Source organism: Sorangium sp. So ce131, assembly GCF_051519095.1.
In the GTDB taxonomy this organism is placed as follows: Bacteria; Myxococcota_A; Polyangia; order Polyangiales; family Polyangiaceae; genus Sorangium.
The window spans coordinates 1819186-1840048 of sequence record NZ_CP150455.1 but is presented as its reverse complement, the minus strand read 5'-3'; the positions used below and the strand labels follow the sequence as shown (position 1 = coordinate 1840048).

The window sequence follows — 20863 nt, the reverse complement described above, 5'->3', positions numbered from 1 at the left end:
GCAGGATCGTGAGAGGCGGGCGCCGAGGGTGGCCATCCGGTGGGTGGCCGCGAGTAACTGCTGCGGTGTGCCGCCGCTGTTGAGCAAGACGACTCACCCTGGCACAGGCACATTGAGGGGCCGATTGCGGATAACCCTGCTTCAGCTGCCGATACAAGGACGCAGGAACGCCTCGGCCTCGCGGAGGATGTGCGGAATCGAGGCCACGAGCTCGTGGCCGTCGTCCACCTCGATGAGCCGCACGTGCCGCTTCCCCGCCGCGAACCGCCGCGACAGCTCGATGTCCACCACCTCGTCGTGCCGGCCGTGGAGGATGAGCGTCGGCACGCGCACGTCGGGCCAGCCGCCGGAGCGCTCGTCCACCTCCGCCGCGTCGGCGGCGAAGCCGAAATCCACCCGGGCGCGCCGCTTCTCGGCGTAGTCGTCGACCTCGAGCCACCCTCGCTCCCGCCACGCCCGGAAGCCGTCCTCGCCGAGCCGCAGCCGCCATCGCTCCATGATCCGGAACGCCGGCGCGAGCAGCACGAGCGCGCACACCCGCGCGTCCTCCTCGGCCACGCGGCACGCGGTGAGGCCTCCGAGGCTCGATCCCATCACCACGGCGCGGTCGCGCTCCCCGCCGATAGCCTGCTTCACCGCGTCGATCATCGCGCTGAGGCGCAGCCGCTCGAACGACGGGACCCGCAGGTCGAGCCGCTCGACCTCGACCCCGCGGCCCCCGAAATGCCCGGCGATCCGGACCCCCTTCGTCGAGCTCGGCCCCGAGGCGAAGCCGTGCAAATAAAGCCAGCGCGGTCCGGCGGCGGTCGGCGGGGTCGTCATGTCGTTGCAGGCAGCCTAAGGCGGAGGCGCGCGGAGCGGCAAGCCGCGCCGCGACGTCTCCCCTCGTCCCTGCTCCCGCGATGACGGCAGGCCGCCAGCGAGGGAGTGCGCCGCGCGGCGGACACCCTCGCTGGCGGCCGTCGAGCTCGGCATTTTCTCCCGCCGGCACGGCGATGCGGTATGAGGCGGCGCAGAGACGCCATGATACGCCCCGCCACCCGCGACGACATCCCCACCATCGCCCGCCTCATCCGCCTGCTCGCCGAGTACGAGCGGCTCGCGCACGAGGTCGTCTTCGACGAGGAGGAGCTCGCGAAGCACCTGTTCGGCCCGAGGCCGGCCGCCGAGGTCGTCCTGGCCGAGGCGGAGGGCGCCGCGGTCGGCTTCGCCCTGTTCTTCCAGAACTTCTCCACGTTCCTCGGCAAGCCCGGGATCTACCTCGAAGACCTCTTCGTGCTCCCCGAGCACCGCGGCAGCGGCCACGGCAAAGCCCTGCTCGTGCACCTCGCGCAGCTCGCCGTGCAGCGCGGCTCTGGGCGGCTCGAGTGGTCCGTGCTCGACTGGAACGAGCCGGCGATCGGCTTCTACCGGAGCCTCGGCGCGACGCCCATGGCCGAGTGGACCGTCCACCGCCTCACCGGCGACGCGCTCGAGCGGCTCGCGCGCGGCTGAGCCGAGGCCGGCCCACGCCGGGAGCGCGGGCGGCGGCGCCGCGGCCCGGGCGGCGGCGGGCGCCATCCCTGGCGACGCGTCGGTGGATCCCTGAACGGCCGGGACCGCGGAGCGCCGGCGCATTCACGTGTTCCTTTCGAGGGCTGTTGAGGTAGTCTCTGGCTCGCTTCTGCGAGCGTAGGACATCCACATACAAAACCGACGCCGCGCGGCTTATCGCGCGTGGGCGCGCCGAGGGCCCGCGGCGCTGCACGGGACGGCGCTCCACGGGAGATCGCATGGAACGGAGCCAGTCGAAGGAGCCTGCTGAATGACAACCGAGCCCGTTCCTCCCCTGATCTCGTTCCTCCGCCAGCGCCAGCACGCCTTCGGAGAGGCGCTGTTCCGCGGCCTCCAGGACCGGCTGCCGATCTACCGCGTGCTGCCCGAAGATCAGGTCCTGCCTGGCGCCCACCGGTTCGTGGAGCTCTTCATCGACGCCATTCAGTCGCGGAGCTACGACCAGATCCTCGCGCTCGCGCGGGCCAACCTCGAGCGGCGGGTCCTGCGCGGGCTCTCGTTCGACGACGCGGTTCAGCTCACCGCCGCCCTGCGGCGCGCGTTCCTGGACCTCATCCGCCCCGCCCTGGAGACGGGCCAGGACGGCGCGTTCGACGGGCTGCTGCTCGCCGAGCCCATCTACGAGAAGCTCGACCAGGTCACGATGCGCTTCTACTCGGAGAAGCTGGAGGCCAGCCACGCCGCGCTCTCCGAGAGCGAGCAGCGGCACCGCAGCCTCGTCGAGCTATCCCCGGACGGGGTCGCCGTGCTCCGGGAAGGCCGGATCCTCTACGTGAACCCGACCGGCGCGCGCATGCTAGGCGCGCAGCCGGGCGAGCTCGGGGGCGCCTCGCTGCTCGAGCTCTTCGAGCCCGGCCAGCGCGCCGACGCCGGAGCCCGCCTGCTCGCCGCGGAGCAGGGCAGGACGCCGGTCGCGCGGTTCGAGGCCACGTTCGTGCGGCCGGGCGGCGAGCACGTCCCCGTGGAGCTCCTGGGCACGCCCGTCCTCTTCGAGGGCGGCCCCGCCGTGCAGCTCGTGTTCCGGGACATCGCGGAGCGGAACGAGGCCGAGCAGATGCGCGAGCTCAGCCTGCTGCAGGAGCAGACGATCCGGGCGCAGGAGGAGGCCCTGCGCGCGCTGTCCACGCCGCTCATCCCCCTCGGCGACGGCGTCGTCGTCGTGCCGCTCATCGGCGCGATCGACGAGGTCCGCGCCGAGCAGATGCGCGCGGTGCTCCTCGACGGCATCATGGCCCACGCCGCGCGGGTGGCCATCCTCGACGTGACCGGCGTCCCGAGCGTCGATCAGCGGGTCGCCCAGGCGCTGCTCGGCGCCGCGAAGGCGGCGAGGCTGCTCGGGGTCGACGTGATCTTCTCCGGGATCAAGCCGAAGGCGGCGCAGGCCTTCGTGGAGATCGGCGCCGACTTCGGCGGCGTGGTGACGAAGGCGACGCTGAAGGACGGCTTCGCCTTCGCGCTGCAGAAGGCGCGGTTGCTCCAGGGATAACGCGCCGCCCGCGCGCCGGCGCCCCCGCCGACGCGCCGTGTCGCGGGGCGCCCGCGCTCCGGGCGATCGCGACAGGCACCGTCGCGACACCCAGCCGAAACGGGGCGATGCGTCAAATCGCGCCCTCCGCGTGCGCCGCCTCGACCAGGATTCCTTCAGCCCGACATCACGATGCGGCGCCGCCGGATGGCCTTGCCGGGAGGCGCTCTCTACGATGACGGCATCTGTCGCGGGCAGCGCGGGTGGAGGTCTCTCGGGATGAATACGCAGGAGCAGTCCAGGGGCAGCGAGAGCGAGTTCGACATTGGCGTGTTCAACCTGGACGAGCGTGGCCTGGACGCGCAGCCCTTCGGGATCATCCAGCTGGACCGCAACGGTACGGTGCTCTCCTACAACCTGTACGAGGAGAACCAGGCGCGCAGGAAGCGGCAGGATGTGCTGGGAAAGAATTTTTTCACCGACATTGCGCCCTGCAGCCGGGTGAAGAAGTTCTACGGCCGCTTCCTGCTCGGGATCGAGCAGCGCGAGCTCAACGCCACCTTCGGCTTCGTGTTCCACTTTCCGCACAAGACCCGGAATGTCGACGTCTCGCTGTTCTACAAGCGCGCCGCGCAAGTCAGAGAAGACACCGTCTGGGTCCTTATCCGCGGCTAGCTTGATTGCGGGAAGTCGGGCTGGCATGTAAGCGGCGAGGGCGCCAAGAACGCCAAGACGCCAAGAACGCCAAGAAAAGAAGAGGAGAGAAGGGAATGCACGCTCTTTCCTTCTCTCCTCTTGGCGTCCTTGGCGTCCTTGGCGCCCTTGGCGTCATTCTGCTGACCCGGGGCCAACTTCCCCCAGGATCGCTAGAGCGGCGGTCACCCGCTCCGGATATGGGCCCATCTCGACGTCTTCGGCGCTCGGCGTACTGGACTGTCTCTGGCCAGAGGGGAAGGCCGGGGACCCTCCGGGGCTACTCGGAGCGGAGGGCGTCGATGGGGGAGAGGCGGGAGGCGCGCCAGGCGGGGTAGAAGCCGAAGAGGACGCCGACGGTGGCGGAGAGGCCGAGGCCCAGCGCGACCGACCAGGGCTCCACGCGGAAGGACCAGCGGCCGACGAGCTGCTCCAGCAAGGCGCCGGCGAGCCAGGAGATGCCCACGCCGGAGAGCACGCCGAGGACGCCGCCGAGCAGGGAGACGGCCGCGGCCTCGAAGAGGAACTGGAGGAGGATCGCGCGGGGCGAGGCGCCGACCGCGCGGCGAATGCCGATCTCGCGGGTCCGCTCGGTCACCGTGACCAGCATGATGTTCATGATGTTGATGCCGCCCACGACCAGCGCGACGACTCCCGTGCTGAGCAGGAGCAGCTTGATGATCTCGAGGATGAGCTTCTCCTGGCCGTGGCTCTCCTTGTCCTCGATCCTGAAGTTCTTGACCCCGTAGTGGCGGCGCAGCAGCGTCGCCTCGATGAGGCCGCGCAGCGCGGCGGGCGAGGCCTCCCGGGCGGCGAGCGGGTCCTGGCGCAGGTAGAGACGATCGGCCTTGTGGTCGGGCGAGATCAGGGCGTCATAGGTCGTCTCGGGGACCAGGACCTTGCGGTTCCAGATGCTCGTGCTGTCGGTGGAGCCCATGATGGGGCGATCCTTCAGCACGCCGACGACCGTCCAGACATGGCCGTCGGCCGTGAGGCGGAGATCGCGGCCGCCTTCGCTCAGCGCAGGAGGGCCGCCGAAGAGCTCGGACCAGACCTCGTGGCCGACGACACACACGCGCCGGCGCGACGCGAGATCGGCGCCCGTGAGGAAACGGCCGGCCGCGAGCTCCAGGGCGTAGAGCGACGGGGCCGCGGGCGCCGCGCTGACCAGGGTGATCGGCTTCTTCTTGCGGCCGACCCGGGCCTCGACCTGGCGCACCGACTCGCTCAGGGCCGCGGCGCCGCCGAGCGAGCGCGACGCGGCCAGCGCGCGGGCGTCGTCCCGCGAGAGATCACGCTGGGTGCGGCGGCGGTCGCGGACGTTCACCTCGGCGGGGTGGACCTGGATGAGATCGGCCTCGACCGCCTGCTGGCTCGCCCGGAGCAGCGCCTCCTCGCCGCCCGCGAGCAGCGAGGCCAACAGCACGATCGAGCCGGTGCCGATGACGACGCCGAGCAGCGTGAGCGCGGCGCGGGTCCGATCGGCGACGACCGCGCGGGCGGAGTGGAGGAGATCGCCGAGCCTCATCGCCGCATCGCCGCCACAGGGTCGAGCCGGCCCGCCCGCCGGGCCGGGAGCCAGCCGAAGACCACGCCCACGCCGGAAGAGACGACGAGCGCGGCGACCACCGCCGCCGTGGAGACGGCGCCGATCCAGCTCGGGACGAAGCGGTGGATCAGCGCCGAGGCGAGCTCGGCCGCGAGCGCGCCGCCGAGCACGCCGAGCAGGCCGCCGAAGCCGGAGAGCAGCGCCGCCTCGCACAGGAACTGGGCGCTGATGTCGCCCGGGGCCGCGCCGAGCGCCTTGCGGATGCCGATCTCGCGCACGCGCTCGGACACGCTGACGAGCATCATGTTCATCACCCCGACTCCGCCGATGAGCAGCGCGACGCCCGCGATGAGGCCGACGATCGCCTTCATCATGCTGAACACGGCCTCGAACTTCTGCATGATGCCGCTGAAGTCGAGCAGGGTGAAATCGTCGACGCCGTGGTGGCGCTCGACGAGGAGCGCGTTGAGGATGCGCTTCACCGGGTCGTTGTTGCGGGGATCGTCGGTCTTGACGACGATGAGCGACGCGTCGTCCACGGCGTCGTCGACGTCCGCCACGGTGTCGATGGGCGCGATGAGCACGTCGACCCAGTCGAAGCCGAAGTTGACGCCGAGGCGGTCGCTCTGGGCGAGCACGCCGATGACGCGGCAGCGCAGGGCGCCGACGGTGACGGTCCGGCCGATCGGGTCGCCGCGCCAGAGCCGCGCGGCGAGCTTGGGCCCGGCGACGCAGACCCGGGCGCGGCGGCGGTCCTCCTCGTCGAAGAAGGCGCGGCCGCGGGCGACGGGCATCCGGAAGACGGCGAGGAAGCGGCTGTCGGCGGCGACGAGGTGGGTGCGGTCCTCCTTGCCCTCGTCGGACGTGACGTCGCGCGGCCCGAGCCCGGCGTAGAGCGCGTGCTCGACCACGTGCGGCACGCCGAGCGCGAGCCGGTCGCGGTCCTCGCGCGTGAAGCCGGTCGTGTACATCGTCTTCTTGCGCTCGGCGCGCACCGGCTCCTTCGGGGCGATCAGGATGAGCCGCGCCCCGCCGAGCTCCTCGATGCCGCGGCTCAACGTGAGCAGGCCGCCCTCGGCGAGCGAGGTCATGAGCACGATGGCGAACGCGCCGATCGTGATGCTGAGGACGGTGAGCAGCGACCGGAGCTTGTGCGCCGAGAGGGCCTTCGCGGCGATGCCCAGGTAGACGAGCCACCTCACATCTTGGTCTCGTTCTGGTCCGCCGAGGGCGGGTTGATGAGCACGCGGGCCCCGTCGGGGACGCCGCTCAGGATCTCGACCTCGCGGTCGTTGCGGGCGCCGAGCGCGACCTCGACCTTCTCGGTGGTCGGCTTGCCGTCGGGCCCGTCGACGACGCGCGTGACGAGCTGCTTGCCGCCGTCCTCGGCGACGGCCTCGATCGGCAGCGAGACCACGCCCGGCTTGCTCTCGAGCCGGATGCGCACGTCGGCGGTCATGCCGGGCTTGATGAGGTTGTCGACCTGCGAGAGCTCGGCCTCGACCGGGAAGACGTCGACCTCGCGGCCCGTGAGCTTCACCGAGGCGGGCGCGATCTTCGTGACCTTGGCGGTGTACGTCTTGCCGGGGAGGGCGTCGAGCGTCAGGGTCGCGGGCTGGCCGAGCGCCACCTTGGCGACGTCGATCTGGTTGAGGTCGACCTTGACGACGAGCGTGGAGAGGTCGGCGACGGTGAGCAGCGCCTTGCCGTCGAACGTCGACTCGACGCCCGGCGTGACCACCTCGCCGGGCTCGATGTTGCGCTGGATGACGGTGCCGTCGAGGGGCGAGTAGATCTTCGTGTACCGGAGCCGGTCCTTGGCGGCGGTGAGCGCGACCTCCGCGAGCCGGATGGCGATCGTCTTCGCGGCGAGGTCGTGTTTGGCCAGGTCGAGCTCCTGCGCGGGGATGACGTTCGCCTCGACCCCGGCGGTCCGCCGCTCGAGGACGAGCTTGGCGTAGCCCGCCGCGGCCTTGGCCTGGGAGAGCTCGGCCTCGGCGCGGGCGACCTCGCGCTGGTAATCGGTCGGGTCGAGCACGAGCAGGAGCTGGTCCTTCGTGACCCGGGCGCCCTCGTCGGCGAGCACCTCGGCGACCTGGCCCGCGACCTTGGACTTGAGCTCGACCTGCTCGCGGGCCTCGATGCGCCCGGTCTCGAGGATCTCGACGTTGAGGTCGCCGCGCTTGGCCACCACGACGAGCGCGGGGTCGATCGGCGCGGGGCCGCCGCCGCGCATCGAGGCGACGGCCACGCCGGCCGCGGCGAGGGCGAGCGCCCCGGCGAGCCAGGGCCACCACCGCCGCCTGCGCCGGGCGCTCACGAGGCGCCTCCGGCCGGCGCGGGCGGGGCGGGCGGCGCGGGCGGGGCGGACGGCGCGGGCGGGGCGGACGGCGCGGCGGGGGCCGCCGACGCGGGCGGCGCGGACGACGCGGGCGGCGCGGACGGCGGGCTCGCGACGTCCACGCGCCGGCCGCGGGGGCCGGTGTCCTCGACGATGGCGCCGTCCCTGAAGGTGATGACGCGGGTGGCGTAGTCGGCGATCGAGGGGTCGTGCGTGACGACGATGACCGTCATGCCCTGGGCGTGCAGCGCGCAGAAGAGCTCCATGACCTGCCGGGTGGTGGCGGAGTCGAGCGCGCCGGTCGGCTCGTCGGCGAGCAGCAGCGGCGGCTCGTTGACGATCGCGCGGGCGATGGCGACGCGCTGCTGCTGGCCGCCGGACAGCTGGTTCGGGAGGTGGTGCGCGCGGTCCTCGAGCCCGACGCGGGCGAGGGCGCGGGCCGCGCGCGCGCGCCGCTCGGACGGACGGACGCCGGCGTAGACCATGGGCAGCTCCACGTTCGCGAGCGCGCTGTCGCGCGGCAGCAGGTTGAACGACTGGAAGACGAACCCGATGTTCCGGTTGCGCCTGCGGGCGAGCTCGACCTCGTCGAGCTCCTCGACCGGCTCGCCGTCGAGGAAGTACCGGCCGCCGCTCGGCCGGTCGAGCGTGCCGATGACGTTCAGGGTCGTCGACTTGCCCGAGCCGGACGCGCCCATGATCGCCACCATCTCGCCCCGGGAGAGCTCCAGCGAGACGCCGCGCAGCGCCTGCACCTCCACCTCGCCCATCCAGTAGGTCTTGCTGATCGCGTCGAGCTTCACGAGGGGAGACATGGATGTCCTCGGCCGGTAGCCAGCGCGCTGTCCGCGGCGCCCGCGGCTGCGGTGCTTCCGGTGGCGCCGCCGCGGAGACCAGCCGAGGCGTAAGCGAGCCCCGAAAGCGAATCAACCGCGGCGCACGGGTGCGTCGAGAACACGGGAACGGGCCATCCCCTTCCCCGGGCGCCGGAGACCCCGGGTCCCCCGCGCGCAGGAGGCCCCGGGTCCCCCGCGCCGGAGGCTCCCTGCGGGAGCGCGGCGCTACAGCCCCGACGTCTCGACGAGCGCCAGGAGCACGGCCCCGACCCCGTACGAGAGGTCGTCGCGAAGCTCGACCGCCGCGTAGTGCTCGAGCCGGCCGACGCTCGTGGGGCCGGAGATGCCGGTCACCACCGGGCGCCCCGACGTGTCCTCCTCGATGCGCGAGCGCACGCCCGCCATGGCGCGGTCGATCGCCGGGCGCACCGAGGCGTCCAGGAAGCCGTGGCGCAGGCCGCGCGCGAGACCGACGGCGAAGAGGGCGGTCGCGCTCGTCTCCAGGTAGATCTCGCCCGGGTGGTTCATGATCGTCCACCAGAGACCGGTGTCCTGGTCCTGCGTGTCCAGGATCGCCTCGACCTGCCGCGCGAGCGACCCGGCCACGGCGTCGTCGCGCTCGCCGCGCGCCGCGCGGACGTGCAGGTAGTCGTAGCCGGACGCCGTGACCCAGGCGTTGCCGCGCGCCCAGTACACGCCCGGATCCTGGGGCGTCCCCCAGTTGTACGCGTGCCGGAAGAGCCCAGGCTCCTCCTGGAGGAGCGAGGCGAAGGTATGGAATTGATTGGAGAATTCGTCGAGCGCACGCGCGTCGTCCGCGCGCTCGCCCGAGCGGATGAGCACGTTGCCGAACATGAACAGGGAGTCGACCCAGAGCGTGGGCTCGAACAGCGGCGAGACGCCGAGGTGGCTGATGCCGCCCTGCTCGGTCCGGCGCGCCTGCTCGTACAGGTAGCGGAGCACGTCGTCGACCACCTTCTGGTAGGGCGCCGCGCACGTCTCCTCGTGCAGCGCGAGCGCGGCGACCGCCGGCGGGCAGCGGTCGCTGGTCGCGATCTCGTAGCCGCGCTCGATGTGCCGGTCGATGTAGCTCCGGTAGTAGTCGCGGTAGGGGGCGTGCTGGGTGACGCGATAGAGGTCGACCAGCGCGAGCATGACCGTGCCCTCGCCCCAGTCCCACGCGAGCGAGTCCGCGGGGTGCTCGGCGATCCAGCGGTCGGCGACCGCGCGCGCGAGCGTGATGCTCTCGGAGCCTGGGGCGCGCTCGCGCGCGAACGTGTCCTCCGCCGACGGCGAGGTCGGCGTGCAGGTCGACCCGGGATCAGGGTCGCCCGAGCAGCCGGCGGCGGCGGCGCCCACTGCGGCGGCGGCGGCGGCCGCGGCGGCGGCGGCGAGCAGCGCGCGCAGGCGCGGCGCACGTCGGCGGCGCGCGCGCGGCGAGTCGGCGATCGGCACGGTCACTCCTCCACGGCGACGCCGGTCGCCTCGGCCGCCGTGACCCGGGGGGCCCCGTCGAGCAGCACCTGCGTGCCGCGCGCCATGAGCGCGAACGGCCGCGCGCCCTCGACCCGCAGCACCACGAGCGCCGCGTCGGTCTCGAGGGTCTGCCCGCCGGGCAGCTTCACCTCCTGCGCGGCGCCCTCGCCCCGGAGGACCGCGACGTCGGTGAAGCCGTCGCCCTCGATCTGCCACGCGGCGAGGTCCGGCCCCGCCTCGAGCGGCGTCGCCTGGAGGGGCGCGTCGGGGCCGGCGTCCGCGCCGACCTTGTACGGCAGGAGCAGCGTCAGGAACCCCGGCGCCTCGGCCTGGACCGTCGCGTCGATGACCGCGTGGTCGGCGGCCTTCCGGTCCCGCTCGAACTCGTGGACGTGGGGCGCGGTGAGCGGCGTGTACGGCGGCTCCACGACGGCGAGGCCCGGCGCGGTCGAGAGCACGCGCGCCTCGACGCCGGCCCGCGTGCGCTCCCAGCGGGCGCCGTCGGCGAGGAGCTCGAAGGTGCCGCCGGAGGTGAGCCCCGCGTAGCCGTGCAGCCGGAACGCGTGCGCGCGGGCCGCCGGGTGCGTCGTGGCCAGGCGGTCGCCGACGACGAAGTAGCGGCCGTCGACGAAGGCCACGGACCGCTCGACGTGGGTGTCCTGGTAGTCCTGGTGCGCCTCCGCGTAGTCGATCACGCCGCCGTCGTGGGTGTTCCGGAGGAAGGCGTCCGCGTCGCCGAAGTCGGTCAAGAGCCCCTTGTCGGGCGCGGATCGGCCGTCGATGAGGACCACGTTGTGCGACGGCGACTGGCTGGTCCTCGCGTTGTCGAGCGCGTCCGGCTTGTAATAACCGGGGTCGATCAACAGGTACTCTCCGTAGGCGGCGAGTGAGAAGGACGTGCCGTCCACGTGGTCGTGGAGCGTCTTGCGCGCCGAGCCGTGCTCGGCCACGAGCAGGAGCCAGCGCGCCTCCTCGCCCCAGTCCGAGCGGAACACCGCGTTGCCCGCGTCGGGCAGGAAGCGCGTGAGGAAGGGCGGCTCCGCGGGGGGCGCCGCGTCGTCGAGGTAGATCAGGTGATGGGCGATGAGGTCGGCGCTGAACTCCATGTCCTGGGCGGCGTCGCGGTTCTGTTCCCAGTCCCAGCGGGCCACCCCGTCGCCGCCGAAGGAGGTGAGCAGCGAGCCCCCGTTGAACGAGGTGAAGACGCCATCCTCGAGCGGGGGGCGGCTGCCCCAGGGCAAACGCAGCGAGAGCGACCAATCGGCGGCCTTCGTGAAGAGCCCGCCGCGCAGGGGGGGCTCGAACGTGGCCTGCTCGCCGTCGACGCAGCCGTACCCTGCCCAGGGGTCCTCGCTGGAGCGGGTGCGGCAGTCGCGCGCGAAGGCCGCGGGCCCCTCGAGCGCGTTGTCCAGCGCGATGAAGAACGCCGCGGTCGGCCCCCAGGCGAAGCCGGAGTAGTACGGGCCCTCGGAGACGCCGCCGTCGGGCTGCACGTAATGGCCGTTCGCGCCCCAGAGGTAGTCGAGCTCCGAGAGGGACCAGTTCCACCAGGTCTCGGCCGCCGGGTGCTCGGGGAAGGCGAGCGCGACGTAGCCGATCGCGTCGGCGGTCCGGATCGGGTGGTTGTTCTGGGCGGCGCGGAGCAGGAGGTCGCGATAGATGTTCTGCTCGAGGTACTTGGCGAAGAGCTGGCCGGTGATCTCGGTGAGCTTGCGCTCCGCCTCGGCGGACTCATCGGCCGGGAGCCACGGGGTGGCGCTCAGGAGGTCCCACGTGTTCGTGTACCCCATCAAGACCTTCGGCATGCGGATGTTGATGTCGAGGACGGTGTTCGTGTCCCAGTCGGCCTCGAGGCGGCGCAGGAACTCGCGCGCCTTCTCGGCTGCCGCCTCGTCCTCGAACGCCCAGGCGAGGAGGGCGTTCGCCTGCGCCGTCGACGCGTTGTCGCCGTTCGTCCGGTAGTCCCACGAGGCCGGATCCGGCTCCTCCGCATAAGCGCGCTCGGCGCGTTGCTTCAAGATGGCGAGGATCGAGGCGTAAGGCTCGCGATCGACGCGCGAGAGGAGCAGCGCGCGGTGCTCCGGGCGCGCGAGCAGCCGCGGGTGGGGGCCGGTGTCCCTTGGGAGGCCTTGCCCGGGAGCGTCGGCGCACGCCGCGGCCGTGAGCGCGAGCGCGGCGAGCGCCGCGTGGGTCCAGGAGAGAGACGGGGGCGAGAGAGGCGAGACGAGAGACCGTGAGCGCATGGAGGGGTCCGGGGATGGCCGGGAGGAGCCGGCGCACGGGGCAGCGTATCAGCTCGAGCTCGCCTGGATCGGCTTGACATCCCTGGAGCGTGGGGGCGGTCACCATGTCTCCGTCCTTGACGCGAACAGGATGCATCGAGCGAGCTGAACATGACCGGTGTCCCATGGCGCACCGGCCGAGGCGCGCCGGCCTCGACCGCGGTGTTTCTCGGTCGTGACGGGCGCGACCGTGGGCGTGGTGCAATCCTGCGCGAGCGCTCGCCTGCTGTGGCAGAACGCAACGCGGACGACGGCGCAACAGCGCTGCTCTTGCCGGATCCGCGACGACAGGGGCTGTCCCGCTGTGCGGCCTCCCACTTGCATTGCCCGGCCGCGCTGGGGGAACTTGAGGAGGTTTGGAATGGCGAACGAGCAGAAGCAGTCGAGCGTGCAGGGACAGCAGGGCTCCGGTCTAGGCAGCGAGAGCAACGTTCTGCCGGACAAGGACTACAACCTGGTCAGCGTGCTCTACCATGCTCTCCAGGGCGCGGAGACCTACTCGAAGTACGTTCAGGACGCGCAGCAGCAGGGCGATCAGGAGCTCGTCACGTTCTTGAACGAGGTGCGGCAGGAGGAGCTGCGGCGCGCGGATCGGGCGAGGCAGCTGCTCGGGCAGCGGCTGACCAGCGGTCGCCAGCAGCAGGGCGGCACGCGCGGGAGCGCCTAGGGCGACTCCAGCGATCGAGCTGCCGAGGCGCCAAGTACGCCGGGGGACCGCACGTTCCCCTGGCGTGCCTGGCGCCTTGTTGTTGTTGCTCTTCCGGCCGGTCGAGGGGAGATCGAGCGGAGCGTGCTTTGGCGCGGTCCCGGGTGGAGAGGGGCAGTCCTGGCGCTGGCGGATAACCCGCCTCGGGTCTCCCTATCCCCGCAGCACGGTGACCCGGCGGCCCGAGGGCGTGATCGCTTGCTCGAGGTGCGTCCGCTCCTCGACGGGCTGCGCCGCGCTGCGCAGGTCGAAGAGCACGAGCACACCTTCGTCGAGCCCGAGGCGAGCGAGGTACTGGTCGAGCTGGGCGAGCCCTTGCGGCAGCGGATCGCCCTTCTTGTCGCGATCGCGCCAGACCTTCAGCTCCAGGGCGACGCGCTGCAGGGCGCGCTGGCCGCCCTCGCCGGTATAGGGCCAGCGGATCAGGAGGTCGATGCGCTTCTTGCCGATGCCGATCTCCCGGTCGATGAGGCCGCCGCCGTTCACGATCCGGTGGAGGAACGCCATGAACACGAGCTGCGCGGCGACCTCGGTGTACTCCGTCCTCTCGGCCAGCACCTCGCCGTGCTCGCGCCAGAAGGCCGCGAAGGCGTCGAGCAGCCGGGGCATGTCGAGCTGGCCGTCGGGACCGATGAAGCCCTGACGCTCCACGAGCACGGCGCGCTCGGTGTCGCCGGCCAGCACGCGGAAGATGATCTCCCGGTAGATCGGGTTGGCGATGCGCACGGGCGGGTCAGGCGCGATCAGGCCGAGATCGGTGACGTACTGATGGTCTTCGTTCAGCGGGTCGTGGTGGGGGAGCTCGCCGGCGAGGATCGGCTCCAGCACCCGGCGGACAGGCTCCTCGCGCAATCGGGCGAGGAGCGAGTCGAGGTGGGTGGCGCGGGTGAGGATGAGCCGCTCCTTGGCCTCGTCGACGTGCGCCGCGGTGATGGGCTCGGTCGGGGGAAGGCGCATTTCCTCCACGATCTCGCGGGCCAGAGCGTTCGAGAGCCAGGGCTGGCCCTGGGCGAGCGCCCAGGCGCGAGACAGCGCTTCGTCCGTGAACGCCTGCCCGGTGTCGTCGGTGTGCTGGCCGTAGAGCTCGTGCACCTCGGCCTCCGTGAAGTTGCCGAGCCGGAGCGACGCTTCTTTGATGTTGAACGGGCTCGACGAGCCCGCGCGGACCGGCTCACCGCCGCTCGCAGCCTTGTAGTCGCGCACGTCGCGCATGCCGCAGAGGACGACCGACCAGGGGAACGGAGCGGGACGAGCGTTGTAGCCGGCGCGGAGCTGGCTGAGCACGGAGAGCAGGCCATTGCCGGTGAGCGCGTCGATCTCGTCGAAGACGAGCACCAGCGGGAGGGGGCAGGCCTCGGCCCATCGGGCGAGCTGGGCGCCGAGGAACAAGCCGGCATCCGCGTCCACGCGGGCTGGCGGATGGAGCGCGGCGGGAAGATCGGAGCGCGCGGCCCCCTCGATGGAACCCCACACGGCGCGCTCCACGGCGGCGACGTCGTCGGGGAAGGCGCGGGCCCGCTCGCACGAGAAGTGGAGCGCGGCGTAACGCCCGGCCGCCGTGAGCGCGCCGGCGAGCGCCTTCATCGTCGTGGTCTTGCCGGTCTGGCGCGGCGCGTGGACGACGAAATACGCCTGCTTGTCGACCAGCGCGGGGCACTCGCCGAAGCGCCGCTCGGGCGGGATCATGTAGTGCCGGTCGGCATGGCAGGGCCCGGCGATGTTGAAGCGGCGCATGACGGACATGTACCGCGGGCGGGGGTGGCCGGGGAGGCGAGATGGTCGCCGCTCGCCGAGAGCCGCCGTGGTATGCGGCCTTTATGCCCCTCCCCAAGCACCCCCGCGCCGTCGTGACCGGCGCCTCCTCAGGCCTCGGCCGCGCGCTCGCCGTCGAGCTCGCAGGCCGCCATGCGAAGCTCCTCCTCGCCGACATCGACGAGGAGGGGTCCCGGGAGACCGCGCGCCTCGTCGCCGAGGCCGGGGGCGAGGCGCACACGGTCCGCTGCGACGTGAGCCGGAGCGAGGACGTCGAGGCGCTCGTGGGCGAGGCGGACCGCGCGCTCGGCGGCGTGGATCTCGTCGTGAACAACGCGGGCGTCGCCGTCGGCGGCGAGGTGGGCGAGGTCTCGCTCGCGGACTGGGCGTGGATCATGGGCGTCAACCTCTGGGGCGTCATCCACGGCTGCCACGCGTTCGCGCCGCGCTTCAAGGAGCAGAAGAGCGGGCATTTCCTCAACGTGGCGTCGGCCGCCGGCTTCGTCGCCGTGCCCGGGATCGCGCCTTACTGCGTCACGAAGGCCGCCGTGATCGCCCTCTCCGAGACGCTGCGGCTCGAGCTCGCCCCGCACGGGGCCGGCGTCACCGTCCTGTGCCCGACCTTCTTCCAGACGAAGATCACCGAGAGCGGCCGCGGCCTCGACCAGAACCTGAGAAAGACGGCCGAGAAGCTCATGAAGCGCGTCGGGCTCCAGGCGGACTTCGTGGCGCGGCGCGCTCTCGAGGCGGTCGACGCCGGCCGCCTCTACGCCGTGCCGCACCGCGATGGGCGCTGGTACTGGCGGGCGAAGCGCGCCTTTCCCGAGATGCTCCAGGACACCGTCCTGCCCCGGCTGGTGCGCACCCTGGGCAAGCTGGGCTGAGGGCAGCCCCCGACGGGGCCGCGCTCCGCGTCCGGGCCGCATTGCGGCGCGAAATCGGATCTCGCCGGCGCGAGCTCCGGAGTATCCTCGGGCCGATGTCGGATCCGCAGCACGACCCGTTTCGGATCTGCGGCACCACCATCGACGGCAAGTACCGCGTCCTCTCGGTGGTCGGCGCGGGCGGCTTCGGCGTCGTGTACCGGGGAGTCCACGAGGGCTTCGGCGCGGCGATCGCTATCAAGTGCCTGAGGCTCCCGGCCGAGCTCTCGCCAGCCGCGCAGGACGATCTCGTGCGGCAGCTCCGGGGCGAGGGGAGGCTGCTCCTCCAGCTCTCGCGCCTCTCGTCCGCCATCGTCCAGGCGCTCGACATCGGCGCATTCACCGCGGCGAGCGGCGCGAAGGTGCCTTATCTCGTCCTCGAGTGGCTCGACGGGGACACCCTGGCCAGCCACCTCAGGCGCCTGCGCGCCGGCGGCGGCGGGGCGCTCTCCCGGCGCGAGGCGATCGCCCTGCTCGATCCGGCCGCGCGCGCCCTCGCCGTCGCCCACGCGCAGCGGATCGCGCACCGGGACATCAAGCCCGAGAACCTCTTCCTGGCCGAGGCCGGCGGCCGGCGCTCCCTCAAGGTGCTCGACTTCGGCATCGCCAAGGTGCTCCTCGAGCCCCTCTCGCCCACCGAGGCGCTCGCGGCGACCACCGCGGGCACGCCGGTGCTGACGCCCCGCTACGGCGCCCCGGAGCAGTTCGACAGGCGCTTCGGCGCGACCGGGCCGTGGACCGACGTCTTCGCGCTGGCGCTCGTCTTCGTGGAGCTCGTCACCGGGCGCCCGGCGCTCGAGGGCGACAGCGTGGCCGCGCTCTACTCGGCCGCCGTCGACCCGCACCGGCGCCCGACCCTGCGCGGGCGCGGCGCCGCGGCGCCCGAGCCGGTCGAGCGGGTGCTCCTGCGGGCGCTCGGCGTGGCCCCGAGGGAGCGGTACCCCGACGCGGGCGCGTTCTGGGACGCGCTGCTCGCCGCCGAGGGCGTCTCGCCCGGCGCGCAGGCGGCGGCGACGACGGCGGAGCACCAGGGCGGCGCCGCCGCGTTTCGGCCCCCCGCGGGCGCCGCCGCCCTGGAGCCGACCGTGCCCGGGCCCGTCGATGCGCCGGCGCGCGGCCGCGACGCCGCGCCGGGGCGCTACCCCGACCCCGTGCAGGCGTACTCCGCGCGGCCCATCGGCGCGGGCTCCGGACCGGCGCAGGCGTCCTCCGGGCCGGGGTCGACGCCCGCCTCCGCGCCCGCCGCGACCGCCGCGACCGGGCCCACGCGGCCCGCCGGCGCCCTGCCGTGGGGCGCGATCGCCGGGCTCGCGGCCGCGCTCGCCGTGGGATCGGGCGTCGCGATCGCGCTGCGGCGCTGGGACAAGGCCGCGACGACGGCGCCCCCCGTGCCGACGGCGATCGCCGCGCCCACGGGCGACCCTGCGGCGCCGCGCCCCGTGTCGAACGTCCCCGAGGCCGCGACGCTCTACCGCGAGGCGCTCCAGGCGTTCCGCGACGGCGCGCCCGACGTCGCCGACCGCACCATGGCGCGCGCGGTCGCCGCGGACCGCGCGCTGAGCGCGGGCCACCTCCGGCTCGCGCTCTGGCGGTTCCGGCAGCGGCCGATCGAGGCGCGCGAGGAGTTCCAGCTCGCCCTGCGCCACCGCGCGGCGCTCGACGCGCGCGACGCGGCGCTGCTCGACGCGGCGGAGGCCTACGTGCGCCAGCCGTCGGACGCCGCGGCCTGGGAGCGGCGGCTCGACGCGGCGATCGCGCGGTTCCCGGCCGACCCGGAGCTCCTCGTGTACCTCGGCAACGCGCGGCACGCCCGGCTCGGGTTCGACGCGGCGATCGAGGCCTACGACCGGGCGATCGCGGCCGACCGGGGCTACGTGGTCGCCTGGGTGCACAAGGGCGAGTCGCTCGGGATGAAGGGCGACGTCGCCGCGGAGCTCGAGGCGTACCGCGACTGCGCCGAGACGGCGCCGGGCGCGACGCTCTGCCTCTCGAACCGCGTCCGCCTCCTCGCGCGGCAGGGCGACTGCAAGGGCGTCGAGGAGGACGCGCGGCGCTGGATGTCGATCGACCCCGGGGCGGCCTCGGCGGCGCGCCACCTCGCCCTCGCGCTGCAGGCGAGGAGCGCCCCGCGCGAGAGCGTGCTCCTCGCGCTGCAGCAGAGCTGGACGCTCGAGGTCGAGAGGGATCGGCGGTGGAAGGAGCTGCGCGATCGGGCGGCGATCGCGGCGCTGGACGGCGATTTCGAGCAGGCCGTGCAGCTCGCCCGCGACTGGCAGCGCGAGGTCGCGGGCAGGACCGAGCAGGAGGTGCACGCGAGCCCCGCCCTGGAGCTCGCGCGGCTCTACCGGGAGATGGGCATGCCCCGGGAGGCGGGGCGGGTCGCCGACGACTTCCTCCACCGCATGAGCGCCTGGCACGAGCCGGCCACGACGGGCGACTGGACGATCGCCTTCCTGCCCTACAGCTACCACGCCGCCTCGATGACCAAGGCGGCGTTCGACGAGGCGCGCGCCGCCTGGATCGCGCGGGTGCAGTCGAAATGGCGCGCCGGCGCGCAGGCGCAGCAGGCGGAGCCCCGCTGGGCCTTCTGGGCCGAGGCCCACGCCGCCGCCGTGGAGACGCCCGAGGAGGCGGCCGAGGCCCTCCGCGCCATCCCGGCGGATCAGCCGCTCCCCCCGGAGCGGTGGCGGTGGCTGTCGCTCGATCTCACGATCGGCAAGGTGTACGCGCTGTCGGGCAAGGCCGGCGAGGCGATCGCCCCGCTGCGGCGCGTGGCGCGGTCGTGCGTGGCGCTGTTCGAGCCGTTCACGATGGTCCAGGCGCACCGCTACCTCGGCCAGGCGCTCGAGGCGTCGGGGGACACCGCGGGCGCGGCGGAGGCCTACGGCGCGGTCGTGGCGCGGTGGGGGCGCGCGCGGCCGCGGTCGATCACCGCGGACGAGGCGCGCGCGCGGCTCGCCGCCCTCGGCAAGCGGCCCTCGGGGCCGCGCTGAAGAGGCCCAGGGTGTCCGGACGCCGCCCGCTCGGGTCGCCCTCGATCTCGCGCCGATCGTTCCAGACGCCGGCATTCCGCCTCTGCGCGGCCTGATATCCAGCCGAGTCGGACATTTTCACTCGGTCGGCAACGCTGCCATGGGCGAGGTCGACTGTGATAGAATCGCGCGCATCGCTTGGGCCCTTCGAGTGCCCTGTTGTGAGGAGATCTTCTGCATGTCTTTCTCTGCGCGTTCCTTTGCTTTTCTTGCGGTGCTCGCGCTCGCGCCGATGGCCGCGTGCGGCGATGACCCGGAGGGCGGCTCCGCCATGACCGGCGGAGGCTCCGACGGCAGCGGCGCCTCCACCACGGGCGGCCCGTCCACCACCGGCGGCGCGTCCACCACGGGCGGCCCGTCCACCACCACCGGCAGCACCTCCACCACCGGCGGTCTCTCCACCTCCACCAGCACGACGGGCGGCGGTCAGGGCGGCGGCGCGACGACGGGGACCGGGACGGGCGGCACGTCGACCGGCTCCGGCGGGTGCGCCGCGGCGAACATCTTCTGCTCGGACTTCGAGGGCGACGCGCTGCCCTCCGAGCTCCAGTTCTTCCCCGCGTACCTGCGCGATCGCGCGAGCTCCTTCGTCACGCTGGACAGCACGGGTCACAGCGGGACGCGCTCGATCAAGGTGTCGGGCACGGACTTCAGCCAGATGCTCGGCATCGCCGTGCCGAGCACGTTCTGGGGCCGGGTCTACATGAAGAGCGACACCGCCATCCAGTCCGGCCACAACACCTATGTCGCGGCGACGACCGGCGACGGGGATCCCAACGGCGGCGAGCACATCCGCATCGGCGAGCACCAGTGTCAGCTCGAGCTGAACCGCAAGACCGACGACGCCGAGAAGCTCTCGAACGGCGGGACGTACCAGTGCGAAGGCGGCGTGAGGCTCGAGGCCAACACCTGGTACTGCCTCGAGTTCTATTACAACGGGCCTGGCAGCGAGGTGCGCGTCTTCGTGGACGACGCCGAGGTCGACGCGCTCCACGTCACGAACTGGGGCCCTTACGATTACAAGCTCTTCAAGCTCGGATTCGAGAAGTACCACGGCGGCGCCAAGAACCTCTGGTACGACGATCTCGCGCTCGGGGCGGAGCGCATCGGCTGCGACCCGTGAGGGCCGCGCTCACGGCGTGACGCGGCCTGCGGAGCGACGCGCCGCGCCGGACGCGGGGCGTGATCCCACGCCGCGCCGCGCATCCCGCCTCGCCAGCGCCGGCGAGGCGCCCCCGGTCGACAGCCGGCGAGGCCCCGCGCCCCTCCGCCCCCGACCCCTCCCCCCAGGCCCCTCCCCCCGGCGCCGCCTCCGCCGTTCTGCCTCGGGCGCCGGCCGCGCCGGTCAACCCCAGTTTATGGCGCCGCCCCCTCACCCGTTGTAAACGCGGGGCGTGACCCAGGTGCGCTCGATCTTCGCCCGAGGACTCTTCGACAACCAGGTCGCCCTCGTCACCGGCGGCGGCAGCGGGATCGGCCTCGCCTGCGCGCGCGAGCTCGCCTACCTCGGCGCGAAGGTCGCGATCTGCGGCCGCAAGGCCGACAAGCTCGAGGCGGCGGCGAAGGCGCTCGCGGGCGACGGCGTCCCCGAGGGCCACGTGCTCGCCGCGCCCTGCGACATCCGCGAGCCGGACCAGATCGCCGCCTTCGTCGGCGAGGTCCTCTCGCGCTTCGGCCGCATCGACGTGCTCGTGAACAACGCCGGCGGCCAGTTCCCGAGCCCCGCCATGGACATGACCCCGAAGGGCTGGGAGGCGGTCGTCCGCAACAACCTGAACGGCACCTTCTTCATGACGCGCGAGGTCGCGAGGCGGGCGATGATCCCGGCGCAGCGCGGCCGCATCGTGAACGTCACCGCGTGCGTCAGCCGCGGCTTCCCGGGCATGGCGCACACCGGCGCCGCGCGCGCCGGCGTCGAGAACCTGACCCGCTCGCTCGCCGTCGAGTGGGCCGCGCTGGGCATCCGCGTCAACGCCGTCGCGCCCGGCAACAACATCCGATCGAGCGGGACATCCCAGTACGGCGAGGCGATGCTCGAGCTCGCCCGGCGCGCGACCCCGCTGAAGCGCCTCGCCGTCCCGGAAGAGGTCTCGCGGCTCATCGTCTTCCTCGCGAGCGACCAGAACGACTTCATCACCGGCGCCGTCTACGGCGTCGACGGCGGCCAGCCGCTCTGGGGCGATCTCTGGTTGATCCCCGAGCCGGAGGGCGCGCCGGGCGCCCCGCCGACGGACAAGGGCTAAAGGAGCCGGGC

16 protein-coding genes are annotated in these 20863 nt (G+C 73.0%); 8 read left to right on the top strand and 8 right to left on the bottom strand.

All coding sequences use genetic code 11. The annotated features are described in order from the left end of the window. Positions 1 to 141 precede the first annotated feature (141 nt). Complete coding sequence (locus WMF43_RS06705; RefSeq protein ID WP_437678348.1) at positions 142 to 822, bottom strand: YqiA/YcfP family alpha/beta fold hydrolase; 681 nt, start codon at positions 820 to 822, stop codon at positions 142 to 144. A gap of 201 nt (positions 823 to 1023) precedes the next feature. Between WMF43_RS06705 and WMF43_RS06700 the strand changes: the two genes are divergently transcribed. The 3 genes from WMF43_RS06700 (at position 1024) to WMF43_RS06690 (ending at position 3694) form a co-directional block, all read left to right on the top strand. After that, positions 1024 to 1494 carry an N-acetyltransferase family protein gene (locus WMF43_RS06700; protein WP_437678346.1) on the top strand — a complete coding sequence of 157 codons (471 nt, stop codon included), beginning with the start codon at positions 1024 to 1026 and terminating at the stop codon, positions 1492 to 1494. Positions 1495 to 1804: 310 nt separating this feature from the next. After that, positions 1805 to 3040, top strand: a complete 1236-nt coding sequence (locus WMF43_RS06695) for a PAS domain S-box protein (RefSeq protein WP_437678345.1) — start codon at positions 1805 to 1807, stop codon at positions 3038 to 3040. Between the two features lie 258 nt (positions 3041 to 3298). Beyond that, positions 3299 to 3694 (top strand): PAS domain-containing protein, encoded by a 396-nt coding sequence (locus WMF43_RS06690; RefSeq protein WP_437678343.1) that lies wholly within the window; start codon positions 3299 to 3301, stop codon positions 3692 to 3694. Positions 3695 to 3992: 298 nt separating this feature from the next. Here WMF43_RS06690 and WMF43_RS06685 read toward each other — a convergent pair whose 3' ends face one another. The 6 genes from WMF43_RS06685 to WMF43_RS06660 form a co-directional block, all read right to left on the bottom strand. Beyond that, complete coding sequence (locus WMF43_RS06685; RefSeq protein ID WP_437678341.1) at positions 3993 to 5240, bottom strand: ABC transporter permease; 1248 nt, start codon at positions 5238 to 5240, stop codon at positions 3993 to 3995. Then, a complete protein-coding gene (locus WMF43_RS06680; RefSeq protein ID WP_437678339.1) occupies positions 5237 to 6463 on the bottom strand; it encodes an ABC transporter permease in 1227 nt (408 codons plus the stop codon). Before WMF43_RS06680 ends, WMF43_RS06685 begins: the two co-directional genes overlap by 4 nt. Then, positions 6460 to 7581 (bottom strand): efflux RND transporter periplasmic adaptor subunit, encoded by a 1122-nt coding sequence (locus WMF43_RS06675; protein WP_437678337.1) that lies wholly within the window; start codon positions 7579 to 7581, stop codon positions 6460 to 6462. Before WMF43_RS06675 ends, WMF43_RS06680 begins: the two co-directional genes overlap by 4 nt. Next, the gene (locus WMF43_RS06670) at positions 7578 to 8417 is read right to left on the bottom strand and encodes an ABC transporter ATP-binding protein (protein WP_437678336.1); all 840 of its coding nucleotides are present in this window, start codon (positions 8415 to 8417) and stop codon (positions 7578 to 7580) included. The genes WMF43_RS06675 and WMF43_RS06670 overlap by 4 nt, the downstream gene beginning before the upstream one ends. Before the next feature lie 246 nt (positions 8418 to 8663). Then, a complete protein-coding gene (locus tag WMF43_RS06665; RefSeq protein ID WP_437678334.1) occupies positions 8664 to 9893 on the bottom strand; it encodes a glycoside hydrolase family 88/105 protein in 1230 nt (409 codons plus the stop codon). A 2-nt stretch (positions 9894 to 9895) separates the two neighbouring features. Further along, on the bottom strand, positions 9896 to 12157 hold the full coding sequence (locus tag WMF43_RS06660) for a heparinase II/III domain-containing protein (protein ID WP_437678332.1): 2262 nt from the start codon (positions 12155 to 12157) through the stop codon (positions 9896 to 9898). Positions 12158 to 12557: 400 nt separating this feature from the next. On the opposite strand from WMF43_RS06660, the gene WMF43_RS06655 reads away from it, so the two are divergent. Then, a complete protein-coding gene (locus tag WMF43_RS06655; protein WP_437678331.1) occupies positions 12558 to 12863 on the top strand; it encodes a hypothetical protein in 306 nt (101 codons plus the stop codon). Positions 12864 to 13055: 192 nt separating this feature from the next. Here the strand turns inward: WMF43_RS06655 and WMF43_RS06650 are convergent, their stop codons facing one another. Then, the gene (locus tag WMF43_RS06650) at positions 13056 to 14636 is read right to left on the bottom strand and encodes an ATP-binding protein (RefSeq protein WP_437678329.1); all 1581 of its coding nucleotides are present in this window, start codon (positions 14634 to 14636) and stop codon (positions 13056 to 13058) included. An 83-nt stretch (positions 14637 to 14719) separates the two neighbouring features. Between WMF43_RS06650 and WMF43_RS06645 the strand changes: the two genes are divergently transcribed. The 4 genes from WMF43_RS06645 to WMF43_RS06630 all read left to right on the top strand — a co-directional run bounded on the left by WMF43_RS06645 (position 14720) and on the right by WMF43_RS06630 (position 20852). Beyond that, entirely contained in the window at positions 14720 to 15538 is an 819-nt protein-coding gene (locus WMF43_RS06645; protein WP_437678327.1) for an SDR family NAD(P)-dependent oxidoreductase, read from the top strand. Between the two features lie 95 nt (positions 15539 to 15633). Then, positions 15634 to 18570 (top strand): protein kinase domain-containing protein, encoded by a 2937-nt coding sequence (locus WMF43_RS06640; protein WP_437678326.1) that lies wholly within the window; start codon positions 15634 to 15636, stop codon positions 18568 to 18570. A gap of 217 nt (positions 18571 to 18787) precedes the next feature. After that, on the top strand, positions 18788 to 19732 hold the full coding sequence (locus WMF43_RS06635) for a hypothetical protein (protein ID WP_437678324.1): 945 nt from the start codon (positions 18788 to 18790) through the stop codon (positions 19730 to 19732). 271 nt (positions 19733 to 20003) lie between these two features. Further along, a complete protein-coding gene (locus tag WMF43_RS06630; protein ID WP_437678322.1) occupies positions 20004 to 20852 on the top strand; it encodes an SDR family oxidoreductase in 849 nt (282 codons plus the stop codon). The last annotated feature ends 11 nt before the right edge of the window (positions 20853 to 20863 follow it).

Bases quoted from the DNA above. Each gene is read 5' to 3' on its own strand.
- WMF43_RS06645 (WP_437678327.1), top strand. From the start codon at position 14,720: ATGCCCCTCCCCAAGCACCCCCGCGCCGTCGTGACCGGCGCCTCCTCA.
- WMF43_RS06690 (WP_437678343.1), top strand. From the start codon at position 3,299: ATGAATACGCAGGAGCAGTCCAGGGGCAGCGAGAGCGAGTTCGACATT.
- WMF43_RS06695 (WP_437678345.1), top strand. From the start codon at position 1,805: ATGACAACCGAGCCCGTTCCTCCCCTGATCTCGTTCCTCCGCCAGCGC.
- WMF43_RS06650 (WP_437678329.1), bottom strand. From the start codon at position 14,636: ATGCGCCGCTTCAACATCGCCGGGCCCTGCCATGCCGACCGGCACTAC.
- WMF43_RS06670 (WP_437678336.1), bottom strand. From the start codon at position 8,417: ATGTCTCCCCTCGTGAAGCTCGACGCGATCAGCAAGACCTACTGGATG.
- WMF43_RS06660 (WP_437678332.1), bottom strand. From the start codon at position 12,157: ATGCGCTCACGGTCTCTCGTCTCGCCTCTCTCGCCCCCGTCTCTCTCC.
- WMF43_RS06635 (WP_437678324.1), top strand. From the start codon at position 18,788: ATGTCTTTCTCTGCGCGTTCCTTTGCTTTTCTTGCGGTGCTCGCGCTC.
- WMF43_RS06705 (WP_437678348.1), bottom strand. From the start codon at position 822: ATGACGACCCCGCCGACCGCCGCCGGACCGCGCTGGCTTTATTTGCAC.
- WMF43_RS06655 (WP_437678331.1), top strand. From the start codon at position 12,558: ATGGCGAACGAGCAGAAGCAGTCGAGCGTGCAGGGACAGCAGGGCTCC.
- WMF43_RS06640 (WP_437678326.1), top strand. From the start codon at position 15,634: ATGTCGGATCCGCAGCACGACCCGTTTCGGATCTGCGGCACCACCATC.
- WMF43_RS06700 (WP_437678346.1), top strand. From the start codon at position 1,024: ATGATACGCCCCGCCACCCGCGACGACATCCCCACCATCGCCCGCCTC.
- WMF43_RS06685 (WP_437678341.1), bottom strand. From the start codon at position 5,240: ATGAGGCTCGGCGATCTCCTCCACTCCGCCCGCGCGGTCGTCGCCGAT.